The following is a 13620-nucleotide window of genomic DNA, read 5'->3' on the forward strand; positions in this document are numbered from 1 at the left end:
GTCCCCGTTTTTCATTCCGCTCCGCGTGCCATTTTCTGATGCAGTTCATGGTAGCGTCCGCGCCTGGCCAACAGCTCATCATGAGATCCCACTTCCATCACCTCACCCTGCTCCAGAACCATGATCTGGTTACACTTCCGAATGGTGGAAAGACGGTGTGCGATCACTATCAATGTGCGTCCAGTAAAAATCCGCTCGATGGCCTGTTGAATCAGAGCCTCAGAGGCTGGATCCACCGACGACGTCGCTTCATCCAGAATCATGATACGAGGATTCTTGGCAATCGCGCGGGCAAAGGCCAGCAGCTGTCTTTGCCCTTGGGATAGGTTATCGCCCCCTTCCCGCACGATGAATTCATAACCTTGAGGCAGCTGTTCGATAAAGCGATCCGCACCCACGAAACGGGCGGCGGAGCGTATGCGTTCCATATCGGTTTGTTCTTCCCCCAAACCAATATTGAACGCCACCGTGCCCTGAAAAATCACAATATCCTGGGGTACGATGGCAATATGCCGCCTGAGTTCCTGCCCACTCATTGCATGCAGGTTCAGTCCATCCACCGTAATGGTTCCCTCATAGCCATCATAGAGCTTGCTGAGCAGCTTGATAATCGTGGATTTGCCGGAACCTGTCGCACCCACGATGGCCAAGGATTGACCCTGACGCAAACGGAACGAAACATCGCGCAATGTTTTTTGGTCCGCCAGGTACTGAAAGCTGACATTTTTGAATTCCACCGTGCCTTCCAATCCTGCGACCGGAGCATCACCTTGGACGAATTCGCGGGTTTCGAAGATTCCAAAAATCCGGTCGATCGCCGTAAAAGCACCTTGCAGCATGGCGATCTTGTTGCCCAACTGTTTCAAAGGATCAAACAGGTTCTGCACATACTGCACGAAAGCGATCATGACACCAGCACTCAGGACGGCGCTGCCATAGATTTCTGAAACCGCGAGCCAAAGGACGATCCCGATCGTAATCGAGGACACGCCGTCGAGCATGGCAAACAGCACGGCATCCGCGACCACGGATTTCATTTGGGCGTCGCGGTACTCAATGGTCAGCTTTTGAAACCTTTGATTGCTGTCCTTGTGGGCATTCAAAAGCTTGATCGTGCCGCTTCCATAGAGGCATTCCTGGGTGAAAGCATTCAACGCGGCGATTTTCACGCGGGCGAGCAGCATCGAGTGTTTGAGGGCACGGGAGAAGAGGACAATAATCATCACTGTAATCGGCAAAATGATCAGAGTGACCGAGGCCAGTTTCCAATCCAACAGAAAAAGTCCCACCAGAGCGCCCACAAGCACGGCAAGATCCACCACTGAACTCAATACACCCTGATTCAGCGATTCGTTCAGATTATCGAAGTCGCTTGTAGCCCGGGTGACAAGTGCCCCACTCATGGTGCGGTCATGAAAGCGTGCGGAGAGTCGCATGATGTGTTCGATCAGGCTCATGCGCATCGAGCGAACCATTCGAAAAACGGCGCGTGACGTCAAGATGGTTTGGCTGGCGCGGGTTGCGTACTCAACGAGGACAACAGCCAGGTAGGTGAGGGCACCCCAGGTGATGGCATCCAGATTGCCGGCCAACACGCCCTGATCCACGGTTCGTTTCAGAATAAAGGGGATGGCCATCTGGAGCAGTGATATCACCGGAATCAAAAAGCAGGCGACCAGGATTGTACCCTTCTGTTGGGACAGGAAGGGCCAAAGTTTTTTCAACTGTTTAAAATCCGAGCCGAGGTTTTTAAACTGATTCAGGGCTGGGTTCGTCATGAATTTCCTCTTGAAGCTCAGGGTGACGGCGCATGAGATCCTGGAAGCTGCCTTCATCGAGCAATTGGCCGTCTTTGAGCAGAAGCACTCGATCACAGAGATGGAGCACGGAGCTGCGGTGCGAACAGATCAACATGGTGCTGGCCCGCTTACGCAATTCCGTAATCAGGCGCGCCTCGGTAATATTATCGACCGCCGAGAGAACGTCATCGAGCAGCAGGACCGGCGCATGACGCAGAAACAGACGAGCCAAGGCCAGACGCTGCTTCTGACCACCGGAAAGGCGAATGCCCTTTTCCCCGATCTGCGTCTCCCAGCCTTCCACAAACGAGGCGATTTCCCGATCAATCTGCGCTGAGCGTGCGGCGGCATCGAGCTGTGCCTCCGTAGGTTTGGGTTCCATGCCGAAGCCGAGATTCTCGCGGATGCTCGCCGAAAAAAGATGCACCCTTTGCAGGCCGAAACCAATTTCGGTGCGCAGCTGTTCCGGCGGCAGTTGATTGATATCCACGCCTCGATAAAAAACGGTCCCGTCGGGGGGATTATAAATGCGGGTGAGGAGTTGAAAGAGCGTACTTTTTCCTGAACCCACCGGTCCACAGATGCCGACCATCTCACCGGACTTGACCTTCAGGGTTATGCCCTTGAGGACCGTCTGTGCGGTGTCTGGATACTGAAAACTCAGGTTGTGAAGCGACAGGATAGGCTCATCCGTGCTGGCTTTCGCGCGGGCTTCCGCAGGTCCTTCCTGAGGTTCCACAAACAAGGGTTCGAGTCGTTCCAGAGCGGTTTTCGAGCGTTGATAGATGGAAATAATGATGCCGATCGAGGTTAATGGAAAGGCCATATACGAGAGGTAAATGTTAAAGGCAAGAATATCCCCCACGGATAATTCACCACGAACCACCAGCCTGCCGCCCAGAAACAGCACAATCAGTTGAGCCAGTCCTGTCATGCTGCTGATCAAGGGAAAAAATAGAGTCCGCAGCAGTAGCACCTTCATATCGGAGTCAAAAACCTTTTGGTTTTCCGCCTCAATCAGGCGGTGAAAGCTGCGCTCCGCGGCATTGGATTGGATGACATGAATGTTGGTAAAACTTTCCATTACGCGATTGGTGAGGGTGCCGATGGCCTCCTGGTTTTTCTTGGTAAACTTCTGCAGCTGCGGCATCACGTAGCGGGTAATGACCAGCATAACCAGAATGGGCGACAGCGCAACCATAGTCAGCTGCGGATGAACGCTCAGCATTTTGTAGAGAGTGAAGACGGAAATGAATATGAGGTTCAGGACTTGCAGGACCGCGAAGGCATAAAAGATCCGGAGCTGACCCAGGTCATTCGATAGGCGCGAGATCAGATCACCCATTCCAAAGCGATCATAAAAAGTTTGGGGTAGCTGAAGGGCTCGGGCAAAGAGATAGGACTTGGACGTGGCTTCCAGCTTGCGCCCGGGCCAGAAGATGAGAATGCGGGAAAAGCTGCGCACAATAATCTGAGTCAAGCCGAGGCCGATGATGGCCAAAGCCACCCGCGTCAGGTGCCCATCATCGCTGCCTAACTGATTTTGCAAGGCATTGACGACTTCTTTGGCCAGCTGGGGAATTTCCAGAGAGATGATGTTGGTGATAGCCAGGAAAATCGTTCCACCCAGGTACCAGGGCCAAAGTTCAACGGCGAAGAGTCGAGTGAAGCGTCGAAGGCTGACACTGATCATGTCCTGACCTCAGATCCTGGAACAAAAAACTGCTCCTCCATGAGACGAATGCGAGCCATAAAGTCTGCCTCAGGCCAGCGCTGGAGTTCCGCCACCTGACCCTCACGCATCGTCGCGGCTCTGTTGCTCAGCTTGGCGGCATAAGCCGCCACATGCGTGCTGACAATCGTCAGCTGTCGACCGCGGCGTTCTTCCAAAAGATTTTCCAACGCCCGAATATGAAAGAGATCGAGGCCGGAAAACGGTTCGTCAAGAATCAGAAGATCCGGCTTATGCATCGACGCCAAAGCCAGGGCAATACGTTTTTGCATTCCATAGGAACAGGCGGCGAGTGGTTTATGCGCGAAGCTCGTGCAATCCCAGTATTCGAGAATACGGTCACGTGTCGCCGCCAGCGGCTGCATGCCATGCAATTTCATGGCATAGGTGATGATGTCGAAGCCACTCACCCACCGCGGCAGATCCAGATTCTGCGGCAGATATCCCATTCGTCTTTTCAAAGCAAAGGCATCGACCTTCATGGTTTCACCAAAGACCTGAATACGACCCTCGTCAGGCCGCAGGTGACCGGTGATCAGGTGAAAGAGAGTGGACTTGCCGGCTCCGTTTTTACCAAAGAGTGCAAGGCTGTCGCCTTCGTGCATCTGGAGATTCATGGGACCCAGACGGAACTGGCTCTGGGCAAAGGTTTTGCTCAGGGAGGCGATCTCAAGTGTCAGCATGCGGGGTTCTCCCTACGAACGATAAAAATTATCTTTCTGATAATTTTTGGCATAAGTGATGGCGATGGGGACCAGGAAGACGGAAAGGTAGTGGGCGTAAATCGCGGTTCCCAAAAACAGCCCAATCAAACCCGTGATCAGAATCTGCAGCAAGGGACGCTCCGGCGCCACCTGAAACATGACGGCCGGCGTGATGATGGGAAAGAGCGCTGCTATGGGCAGGAGTTTAAGCCACTCCGAGAGGGGAGCGCGGCCGGGAACGCCGGTGATCAGAGCGGTTACGAGCGAAAGCGCTGCAAGGCCAAGGCCGAGCATCCAGCAAATTTCCTGGTAAACTTTCACGAACTCTTCATGGGAACAACCGAGTTGCCGTTCAAACCAGACCGCGCGCATATCCTCTTCCAGTTGAAAGGCTACGGACCAGGACAGCAACGCACTGGCCAGCATGGTGGCGAGAACGGTCAGGAAGAGCGGCCAGCCGAAGCCATGCATCACCCCAATCAAAAGCTGCAGAACCAGACTCATCCCGAGACAGAGGCGGCAGAGGCGATTTCTTTGAACGATTTGAAACCAGCGCCAGCTCCGGAGTGTGCGCGAGCGACTTTCCTCGACATCGCGAAGGATGGGCTTCAAACTCTGGGTCCCCTGGCCTTCCTTTTTCGTCCGCATGATGGCAAAGGTTAAGCCGGCCAAAGCCAGACTTCCGCATTGCAGCGCCAGACTCGGGGCGAAAAAGCGCCAGAAAATTCCGTAGCTCACAAGGATCAGGATCAAAGCCTGGCCCAGGCGAAAGGCGTTGACCACCCACGGGTCTTCCCCGGATCTTTGAGCAAAATTCGCCCAACTAGGCTCGTCACGAAAGAGATTGGACAGACGGCCGCCGACCCAAAGTCCAAGGCCCAGCATCACAGCCGCCCGCAGCCTTATCGCAATCATTTCGCGTAGGCTGGTGGGGAGACCCTGCAGTTTATCCTGAAGAAAGTCATGGAACATATAGTAGAAAAGCCCGAGGAGAATTCCTGTACTGGCGATCACAACCAGTTCACGGCCCCAGTCATAGCGGATACGGGTGAAGCTTTGTTTATTGTGCTGGACGATAAGACTCAGAATTCTCTGCCATTTAGGCACTTGAGGCCCCCAAAAGCAAAACGCGGAATAGAGGGCAAAATAGCTCCCTAACCCGCGCTGTTTCGCAAGAACGGCCGCGTAGACCGCTCAGACGACTGAAATCCAGGAAAGATTACTTCTTCTTTCTGGCTTTCTTCTTTGCAGCTTTTTTCTTGGTAGCTTTTTTAGCTACTTTTTTCTTTCCGGCTGCTTTTTTCTTTCCGGCTTTCTTCTTGGTCGCTTTTCCAGCGGCCTTTTTCTTGGTAGCCTTTTTAGCTGCCTTCTTCTTGCCAGACTTCTTCTTCGTTACGGTCTTCTTAGCGGCTTTTTTCTTGCCAGCTTTTTTCTTCTTGCCGGAACGTTTCTTCTTGGTGGTCTTCGCTTCTTGTTGGCCTTCTTCGGCGTTCATGTTCTCTTCCAAGGTTCTCTCCTAAGAGTTGAGCTATCGCTTGACTGTGCTAGGTATAGTGTTACCGAAAAATAATTCGCATTTCAATCTTTATCGAAGAAAAAAAATTCTTTTTCACGATGTGCATTGATCGACCTGTGGAATTTTCTGGAGTGAGGTGGTCAGAGGTGGGTGATCAGAGAGTGGTGTGCGGCATGAGCCGCAACTGTTTCACTTGAGGCAGCCTGCGGAACGAAACATTTGTTCAAGATCGAACGTCGGATCGATGGAGCGGAGTCCGTAACGAGTCAGACCCTGCTTGCCAAAATCCGGTCTTTGCCACATGACCTCAAGGGCCACTATCTGATTGTGGGTTTTCAAGGTCAGCTGCGCACCGATGCTCAGCTGGACCTCCGTGAGGATCGACAAGCCGTCCTGGGAAAGGTCAATGGGACGACAGTGAAGGATCTTTTGCTCATGATCGAGCAAGGGTCCCGGGAGTAGTTTCGTGAGTACGCGACGAGGCGATCGCCTCTGTTCATCCAATGCCGGATCCCCCATATAGCTTTCCCCCATGTGTAAGCGGTGACTTAAATACACTATCGGCGACCACGCAAGGAACTTGAAAAAAGCCAATTCATTTTTTAATTTCATGCTGTTACAGCGAGCATTGCAGGGTGGTGGAAATCGGGAATTTTTGAAGTCTGGTACAATAAAATAAACAAGCGAAGGAAGATGATCATGCTCGCCTTATTCCCAGAGATTCTTCATATGGTCAACAGCGGCGATCTGGAAACTCTGGCGTGTTTGGTTCGAAAATATTTCGCGGATAAGCAGATCTATAGTCCACGCCTACGGGTGGAACCCTTATTGATCAATGCCGGATTGGAATTATCACGGGATGATATCGGGGATGCTGCGCGACTCTTTGCAGCTGATCACCGTGGGGCCTGGCATGCATCACTGATCCTTTCACCCAGTCTTCGTGATCCCGGTGAAGTGAACTTTACCTTGGCGCACCTCTTCGGGCATTTCCTGTGTGAAATCCAGCCGCTTATGGCCAAGGGTGAACTGAAAACACATGAAGTGCGGGAGCGCAGCGGCGCGCTTGGTCGTTTTCTCAAAAAGCCATCAGGCACACCTGAAGAGTTGCAAGCGGATGCTTTTGCAAATGCCCTCTTGATGCCGCGTGGAATGGTAAAGAAAGCTTATGCAACCCTGGGAACCGCTCGTGACACGGCCGCGTTTTTTAACGTTCGTCCGGAATTGATGGAGCAGCGTCTTGCCCAGCTTGAGCTCGTCGCGACTCAGACTGAAGCTGCACAGACGCCAGCAGCGGAGCCCGCGGCGAAGCCCGCACCAAAGCCTACACCGAAGCCCCAGCAAAGCAGTCTGGAAAAAGCGCAGAAATCGGTGGCGGCTTCCCACTATCGGCGCGAAGAGGAATCGGCCGCGAAACCAGCGACGCCGAAATCCAGCGAAGGACTCAGTCGACTCCGCGCCATCGCACGAAAAATCGATAAATCGGTTGATCCTTAAAATCCCACCAATCCGAGCTTTTTTGCTGACATTACGACTGAGTCTCGCCTATAAATCCTAGGCACAGGAGGTTCTCGCCAAGGGGGTTAGGCAGTATGGCCAGGGACGATAATGCGTTGTGGCAGGCAGGGCGCGAGCGTTTGCATGCCAGCCACATGTGGAAATTCAAGAGCCGTGTGGAAGCCCAAACGGGTGTCTCCTTCTCCAATTATCATGAGTTGCATCAATGGTCGATTGATCACCCTTCGACGTTCTGGGGCGCTGCTGCCGACTATCTGGGGATCATCTGGGATCAGCCTGCATCCAAGGTGTTCCAGGCGCCACCCGCTGGAAAAATGCGAGGCGGTCAGTGGTTTCCCGATGGTCGGTTGAGTTTTGCTCGAAATCTGTTAGCTCATCAGGATGGAAATCCGGCCAAGATCATATCTATAATAGAAGGTCTGCGGGACCCCGTCGTTCTTTCAAGTGAGGACCTGAAAACCCAGGTGGCTCAATGCACAGCTGCCTTGGAGAAGGTTGGGGTAAAGTCCGGTGATCGTGTCGCTGGAATCTGTCCGAACACCAGCGAAGCCATCGTTGCCATGCTGGCAACCAGTGCGCTCGGAGCCATCTGGTCATCCTGTTCCCCTGACTTCGGCAGTGAAGGAATCCTGGACCGCTTCACCCAGATCGAGCCTACGGTACTGTTCGCCACTCGCGCCTACTCTTACAGCGATAAATTCATCGATTGTGCGGACACAGCGCTGAATGTAAGCCGGCAGCTTCCCACGGTGAAGTCCTGCATCATGATCGATCCCTTGAGTGTGGGAGAGCACCCGGCGCCCTTTGTATCCTGGCAAAATTTTCTGGCTCAGGTGGAACCCCAAGAGGCTCTCGCCGCATTTGAACCGGTCGCCACCCCATTTGATCATCCTCTGTTTATTCTTTTCTCCTCTGGCACCACCGGCAAACCCAAGTGCATCGTGCATTCCGTGGGGGGAACCCTGCTTCAGCATAAAAAAGAACTGATGCTGCACACCGATTTGGGGCCGGCGAAGCGCCTGCTTTATTTCACGACATGTGGCTGGATGATGTGGAATTGGATGGTGTCAGCTTTAGCGACCGGAGCCGATCTGGTCCTTTTTGAAGGCTCCATCAATCGACAGAATTTTGGAGTGCTCTGGCAGGCCGTGGCCGATCATGGCGTCACCTGTTTCGGCACCAGCCCCAAATTTCTTGCATCCTGCATGAAAGCCGGGCTTGAACCGGGTTCCACGCTGCGCCTGGAGCGCCTGGAAACCATGCTATCCACGGGTTCACCGCTGATGCCCGAACATTTTCAATGGGTCTACCAGGCCGTGAAATCGGACCTTCATCTGGCGTCCATCAGTGGTGGAACCGATATTGTTTCCTGTTTCATGCTGGGCAATCCCTGGCTGCCTGTTTACATGGGCGAGATTCAAGGGCCTGGTCTCGGCATGGCCGTCGATTGCTGGGATGAAGACGGTCATCCGCTCCGGCAGCAACGCGGGGAATTGGTCTGCACCAAGCCTTTCCCGGTGATGCCCATCGGTTTCTGGCGGGAGGATGGGACCAGGTATCAGGACGCGTACTTCAACTTTTATCCCCATGTGGAAGTGTGGCGACACGGTGATTTTATCGAAATCACCGAACACGGCGGGATTACCGTTTATGGTCGCTCCGACGCGACATTGAATCCGGGTGGTGTTCGCATTGGAACGGCCGAAATCTATCGCCAGGTGGAACAGTTCCCCGAAGTTCAGGATTCTCTGGCCGTTTCGCGACAAAGAGACGGCGATGCGGAGATGGTCCTCTTTGTAAAATTAAAAGAAGGTCTGCAGCTCCAGGATGAGCTGGTGCGGAACATCAAGCAGGAGCTACGACAAAAGCTTTCGCCAAGGCATGTGCCCGCCGCCATCCATCAGGTCCATGATATTCCCTATACCCGGAGTGGGAAAAAACTCGAACTGGCGGTGACCCGAATTCTGCATCGGGAGGCACTCGATAATGTGTCGGCGATTGTCAATCCAGAGTGTTTGCAGGAATACGAGCGCTGGCGTTAGGCGGCACCGAGGTTCTTGAGTCGACGTTTGGCCTTGTCAAATTCGGGATTATGAGTCAGAACCTGCTGATAGTAAAAACGGGCGGCTTCGAGATCGCCTAGTTTTTCCTTGGCATATCCCAAATTAAAGATGATCCGAAAATCATTCGGCCGCATTCTGAGTGCGGCCATGTATTTTTCAATACCCTCAGGGTATTTCTCCAGCTTGACATAGGCCAGGCCCAAAGAGTTCAAGACGCTCACGTCTTTTTCATCGAAATCCAGGGCTTTTTCGAAGTTCTTCATGGCCGAATCATAGTCATCCTGAATCAAATAAAGCCGGCCGAGACCCTTATAGGCCTGGGCCAATTTTGGGGACAGGCGAATGGTCTTTTTAAAGAAGAGTTCCGACTTGGGCAGGTCTTCTTCTTCCAAAAATGCCTTGGCCAGGATCAGGGTATATTTGGGATTTTCCGGGCTGATTTTATGGGCTTTCTCGGCCATCTCGATCAGTTCGCGCGCGGGTCCGCGGATCAAATAGAGTTCCACCAGATGGCGAATGGCGTCGACGTAATCGGGATTGGCATGGTGCGCCTGCTTCAAAAGCATGATGGCCCGGGCTGAATCGTTGCGTAATTCAGCGATCTGAGCCAGTCCACAGAGCGCGCGAGCGGATTGAGGATTGGCCTGCCTGGCCTGTTCAAAGAGGAGTTCGCCGCGATCGATTTCATTGAGCCGCACCAATTCCAGGGCTTCATCAATGGTCTTATTGATGAGATTGGGGGCACGCTTGACCCGCAGGACGCTCATCACACTGTCACGAAATTCCTCGAAACTGAAAGGTTTCAGGAGGTAGCCGTCGATCCCGACCTCACTGGCCAAGATGATGTCTTTCTTGAGGTTTTCCACAGAAAGTAGCAAAAAGGGAGTCTGCTGATGACGGGGATTTTCTTTAATTTCCCGGCAGAACTGGATGCCATTCATGTCCTTCAGGCTCCATTCGCAGATGAAAAGCCCGACGTCCATCGTCAGAAGGCTGATTTTGGCATCGCGAACCGTGGACACGAATTTGTAGTTGGTAATCTTCAGATTACTGAGAAAGCCTTTCATAGAGTTTTTATAGTTCAGGGTCGGCTCTATGATAAGAACGCTTTGATTCCCGAGGAAATTGCGGGCCCCAAACCCGGATTTCATGACTTTTCTCCCTGAAGGACCAGCTTAGGTTTCGGCGTTTATCAGGAAAAATTGAGTCGATCACCCTGAGGAACCCTAGGGGTGGGGGCTCCAGTTGTAAAAAAACGCCTTATTTTGCCCAAAACAGTTGCCTCTATCCAATGTTCTTTGGTATTGCATCTTCTCTGTTTCGCAGCAGATGCTATCAATGAAGCTTGATTTTCACTGCTGGCTTAACGTAATTTATAGGGTATGCACCCATCGCACTTTCATACTTTTTAGGAGGTCGAGTTTTTATGGCGAAGAAGAAGGCCGGAACAAAAAAAGCAGCTGGCAAGAAAACTGTTAAAAAAGCAGGCGGAACCAAGGTTAAAGCTGAAAAGAAAAAAGAGCCACGGGTCGTCCCCACTGGCCCAAAAAATTTCGATAAAGTCAGCAAAACCCGCACCAAGAGCCAGGTTTTGGCTTCCATTTCTGACAACACCGGCCTGTCCAAAAAGGAAGTCAGCTCCCTGTTTGAAACTCTGGGCGAGCTGATCGGCCATGACTTGAAAAAAGGCCCAGGAACCTTCACCGTTCCTGGTCTGATGAAAGTTACCGTGGTTCGTAAACCCGCCACCAAAGCTCGCAAAGGCACCAATCCCTTCACTGGTGAAGAGATGACCTTCAAAGCCAAGCCAGCACGCAACGTGGTCAAAGTTCGCGCTCTGAAAGCTCTGAAAGATATGGTCTGAGTGTTGGGACTCCGTGGGGCTTGACCAAAGTTCCGCGTAGGAGTCTTAAAGAAAAGCGGCTTTTTAGCCGCTTTTTTGTTTTTCCCTGAGCAGTTCGGCCACTGTTATGTGCCGTTCCGCATGCAGCCAGTCGGCAGCCACTTCTGCCACCGGTTCCAGGACGAAGAGTCTGTTCTGCATCTCCGGATGGGGGATGGTCAGCGTCGAAGTTTTGACGCTTGGATACCGCCCACGCGCATCCTTCCACAAAATGATATCGAGATCGATCGTGCGATTGCCCCAGCGAAGCTCGCGGGTGCGGCCCAGGCTTTGCTCAATCTGGAGGAGGTGCGTGAGGAGGGCTGCGGGGGTCAGTTCGCTGGCAATGACCAGCGCGCCATTCAAAAAAGGACGGTCCGCCGCGCCCATCGCTTCCGTCTCCAGTAGCCTTGACTGGCGCTGGATAGGGCCGCAACTTGTGCGGATAGCTTCGATGGCCTGACCTATGTAATACTCTCGATCACCGAGATTGGCCCCCAAGGCCAACACATATTCCTGCATAAAACGGCAGTCTCCGCGGGCTTGTGGCTGGTGGGGATCATAGTCGAGGCAAAGCGCGAAGGCAAAAGAAATGGCATCGCACGAACTGAGTTCCTTGGATGAAATTGAGAACAGCTATGAAGGATTTTTATTCGATGCCTATGGCGTTCTGCTCGATGGATCGGGTCTGATTCCAGCCGCGGCTCAGGTGTGGCATGACCTGCGTAAACGCGGCAAATCCTGCTGGATTTTGACCAATGGCAGCTCACGAACACCCGAACAGGCAACCGAAGCGTATCGGGCCATGGGACTTGATGTGACTCTGGATGAGGTCATCACGTCCGGTTCCCTTCTGCCTCGTTATTTCGAAGAGCAAGGCTTGCGTGGGCAGCTGACCTGCGTCCTCGGCACATCCGCGACGCATGAACTGGTGCGAAAAGCCGGAGGCATTCCCTGTGGAGCCCTCGAGCATCATGATTATGCCGTGGTCATCATAGCCAATCAAACCGAATACCCGCTGCTCGAAACCTTGGATGCGGTGCTGACTCATGTCTGTCTTCGAGTTGAGGCCGGACGACCTTGTTACCTCATTCTGACCAATCCGGATCTGATTTATCCCAAATCCGGACAGAGTTATGGATTTACGGCAGGATCCCTGGCGCTGTTACTTGAAGCCGGTTTGAAACTGCGACTGGGCCAGGATGCACCGATTTTTGCCAAACTCGGCAAGCCTTTTGCACCGATTTTTGCCGAGGCGGAACGCAGAGCCGGTCATAAAAAACTGCTGATGATCGGTGACCAATTGGAAACGGATATACTCGGAGCGAAAAATTACGGGATTGATGCGCTGCTCGTAGGCACCGGACTGACCCGATTGGGGCATGGGTTGGAATTCAACCCCGAACCCCGTTACATTTTGCGGCACTGGAGGGTCTGATTGTGTTGATTATTACCCTGGGCGATCCCCTGAGTGTCGCGGTGGAATGCCTGGTGCGGGAAAAAAACCTCTGGGCCGATGATCCGACCCGTATTGTGGTGGTGGTTGGCGCGCGCACCCAATGGTTGCAGCAGTCTTCTGTCCCCTTCAGGTTCAAGGAAATCAAACAGTGGGCGGCGATCTCGGGGCCGGGCCTGTATTTTTTCGATAGCAGTCCCGATTGTCCGGCTGTGGATCCCAGGCAATTGACGGATGAGCAGCGTGGGCAGGTAGCTTTTGCAGCGCTTTCTGCGCTACGTTCCCTGCCGCCGGATCAAAAATCACTCGCGATCATGACCAGTCCCATCGATAAATCCTGCTGCGCCAAAGCTGGATTTCGCTTCCCAGGCCAGACCGAATTTTTTGAAGACCTGTGGGGCGCGCAGGGCATCATGATTCTGGCGGGAAGCAAGTTGCGGGTCGCGCTGGCCACCAATCATCTGGCATTGCGTGATGTGCCGGCGGCGATCCGATCGGATTTGATCGTGCAAAAAGCCCGTCTTTTGCAGGGTTCTTTGCAACGTATTTTTGGTCTGCAAAAACCTCGGCTGGCGGTGGCCGGACTCAATCCGCATTGTGGGGACGGCGGGCTCTTTGGCGACGAAGATACGCGTATTCTGGTCCCTGCGGTTGAGGAAGCCAAACGATTGGGGCTTGACATCGTGGGTCCTTTACCGGCCGATACGATATTTTTTAGGGCTTATTCCGGCGCCTTTGATGGGGTTCTGGCCATGTATCATGACCAGGGCCTGGGGCCGCTCAAATCCCTGCATTTTTATGATGCCATCAACGTCACCGGGGGTCTTGCGCATTTGCGCCTGTCCCCGGATCATGGTCCGGCCGCCGAACTTTATGGCCGCAATGAAGCGCGTTCAGACAGTTTCCGTTTGGCTTTGCAGCAGGCTCGTCACTATCTAGGGTGGTAAAAG

Annotated in this window: 13 protein-coding genes; 5 read left to right on the forward strand and 8 right to left on the reverse strand. The window is 53.1% G+C overall.

From position 1 onward, the window contains the following. Nucleotides 1-11: 11 nt before the first annotated feature. From VE954_RS07930 to VE954_RS07955, 6 genes are all read right to left on the reverse strand, one after another. Entirely contained in the window at nucleotides 12-1778 is a 1767-nt protein-coding gene (locus tag VE954_RS07930) for an ABC transporter ATP-binding protein (RefSeq protein ID WP_324951429.1), read from the reverse strand. Then, the gene (locus VE954_RS07935) at nucleotides 1750-3492 is read right to left on the reverse strand and encodes an ABC transporter ATP-binding protein (protein WP_324951431.1); all 1743 of its coding nucleotides are present in this window, start codon (nucleotides 3490-3492) and stop codon (nucleotides 1750-1752) included. Before VE954_RS07935 ends, VE954_RS07930 begins: the two co-directional genes overlap by 29 nt. Then, nucleotides 3489-4214, reverse strand: coding sequence for an ABC transporter ATP-binding protein (locus VE954_RS07940; RefSeq protein WP_324951433.1), 726 nt, complete (start codon nucleotides 4212-4214; stop codon nucleotides 3489-3491). The genes VE954_RS07935 and VE954_RS07940 overlap by 4 nt, the downstream gene beginning before the upstream one ends. A gap of 12 nt (nucleotides 4215-4226) precedes the next feature. Then, nucleotides 4227-5342, reverse strand: coding sequence for a hypothetical protein (locus VE954_RS07945; RefSeq protein WP_324951435.1), 1116 nt, complete (start codon nucleotides 5340-5342; stop codon nucleotides 4227-4229). 112 nt (nucleotides 5343-5454) lie between these two features. Beyond that, nucleotides 5455-5742 (reverse strand): hypothetical protein, encoded by a 288-nt coding sequence (locus VE954_RS07950; protein WP_324951669.1) that lies wholly within the window; start codon nucleotides 5740-5742, stop codon nucleotides 5455-5457. 198 nt (nucleotides 5743-5940) lie between these two features. Continuing rightward, the gene (locus VE954_RS07955) at nucleotides 5941-6270 is read right to left on the reverse strand and encodes a PilZ domain-containing protein (RefSeq protein ID WP_324951437.1); all 330 of its coding nucleotides are present in this window, start codon (nucleotides 6268-6270) and stop codon (nucleotides 5941-5943) included. Between the two features lie 180 nt (nucleotides 6271-6450). On the opposite strand from VE954_RS07955, the gene VE954_RS07960 reads away from it, so the two are divergent. Together VE954_RS07960 and VE954_RS07965 are read left to right on the forward strand one after the other, a co-directional pair. After that, the gene (locus VE954_RS07960) at nucleotides 6451-7248 is read left to right on the forward strand and encodes an ImmA/IrrE family metallo-endopeptidase (protein ID WP_324951439.1); all 798 of its coding nucleotides are present in this window, start codon (nucleotides 6451-6453) and stop codon (nucleotides 7246-7248) included. Nucleotides 7249-7343: 95 nt separating this feature from the next. Further along, on the forward strand, nucleotides 7344-9311 hold the full coding sequence (locus VE954_RS07965; protein WP_324951441.1) for an acetoacetate--CoA ligase: 1968 nt from the start codon (nucleotides 7344-7346) through the stop codon (nucleotides 9309-9311). Here the strand turns inward: VE954_RS07965 and VE954_RS07970 are convergent. Next, nucleotides 9308-10483, reverse strand: a complete 1176-nt coding sequence (locus tag VE954_RS07970) for a tetratricopeptide repeat protein (RefSeq protein WP_324951443.1) — start codon at nucleotides 10481-10483, stop codon at nucleotides 9308-9310. The genes VE954_RS07965 and VE954_RS07970 overlap by 4 nt on opposite strands. 275 nt (nucleotides 10484-10758) lie before the next feature. Between VE954_RS07970 and VE954_RS07975 the strand changes: the two genes are divergently transcribed. Beyond that, nucleotides 10759-11196 carry an HU family DNA-binding protein gene (locus VE954_RS07975; protein WP_324951445.1) on the forward strand — a complete coding sequence of 146 codons (438 nt, stop codon included), beginning with the start codon at nucleotides 10759-10761 and terminating at the stop codon, nucleotides 11194-11196. 63 nt (nucleotides 11197-11259) lie between these two features. Here VE954_RS07975 and folK read toward each other — a convergent pair whose 3' ends face one another. Continuing rightward, entirely contained in the window at nucleotides 11260-11736 is a 477-nt protein-coding gene (gene folK / locus VE954_RS07980; RefSeq protein ID WP_324951447.1) for a 2-amino-4-hydroxy-6-hydroxymethyldihydropteridine diphosphokinase, read from the reverse strand. A gap of 70 nt (nucleotides 11737-11806) precedes the next feature. On the opposite strand from folK, the gene VE954_RS07985 reads away from it, so the two are divergent. Further along, on the forward strand, nucleotides 11807-12652 hold the full coding sequence (locus VE954_RS07985) for an HAD-IIA family hydrolase (RefSeq protein ID WP_324951450.1): 846 nt from the start codon (nucleotides 11807-11809) through the stop codon (nucleotides 12650-12652). Between the two features lie 2 nt (nucleotides 12653-12654). Then, nucleotides 12655-13617 carry a 4-hydroxythreonine-4-phosphate dehydrogenase PdxA gene (locus VE954_RS07990; RefSeq protein WP_324951453.1) on the forward strand — a complete coding sequence of 321 codons (963 nt, stop codon included), beginning with the start codon at nucleotides 12655-12657 and terminating at the stop codon, nucleotides 13615-13617. Nucleotides 13618-13620: the final 3 nt, after the last annotated feature.

This window comes from Oligoflexus sp. (assembly GCF_035638955.1).
Lineage (GTDB): Bacteria > Bdellovibrionota_B > Oligoflexia > Oligoflexales > Oligoflexaceae > Oligoflexus.

Coding starts and splice junctions, on each gene's coding strand:
- VE954_RS07930 (WP_324951429.1), bottom strand. CDS start 1,778: ATGACGAACCCAGCCCTGAATCAGTTTAAAAACCTCGGCTCGGATTTT.
- VE954_RS07935 (WP_324951431.1), bottom strand. CDS start 3,492: ATGATCAGTGTCAGCCTTCGACGCTTCACTCGACTCTTCGCCGTTGAA.
- VE954_RS07940 (WP_324951433.1), bottom strand. CDS start 4,214: ATGCTGACACTTGAGATCGCCTCCCTGAGCAAAACCTTTGCCCAGAGC.
- VE954_RS07955 (WP_324951437.1), bottom strand. CDS start 6,270: ATGGGGGATCCGGCATTGGATGAACAGAGGCGATCGCCTCGTCGCGTA.
- VE954_RS07960 (WP_324951439.1), top strand. CDS start 6,451: ATGCTCGCCTTATTCCCAGAGATTCTTCATATGGTCAACAGCGGCGAT.
- VE954_RS07965 (WP_324951441.1), top strand. CDS start 7,344: ATGGCCAGGGACGATAATGCGTTGTGGCAGGCAGGGCGCGAGCGTTTG.
- VE954_RS07970 (WP_324951443.1), bottom strand. CDS start 10,483: ATGAAATCCGGGTTTGGGGCCCGCAATTTCCTCGGGAATCAAAGCGTT.
- VE954_RS07975 (WP_324951445.1), top strand. CDS start 10,759: ATGGCGAAGAAGAAGGCCGGAACAAAAAAAGCAGCTGGCAAGAAAACT.
- folK (WP_324951447.1), bottom strand. CDS start 11,736: ATGCAGGAATATGTGTTGGCCTTGGGGGCCAATCTCGGTGATCGAGAG.
- VE954_RS07985 (WP_324951450.1), top strand. CDS start 11,807: ATGGCATCGCACGAACTGAGTTCCTTGGATGAAATTGAGAACAGCTAT.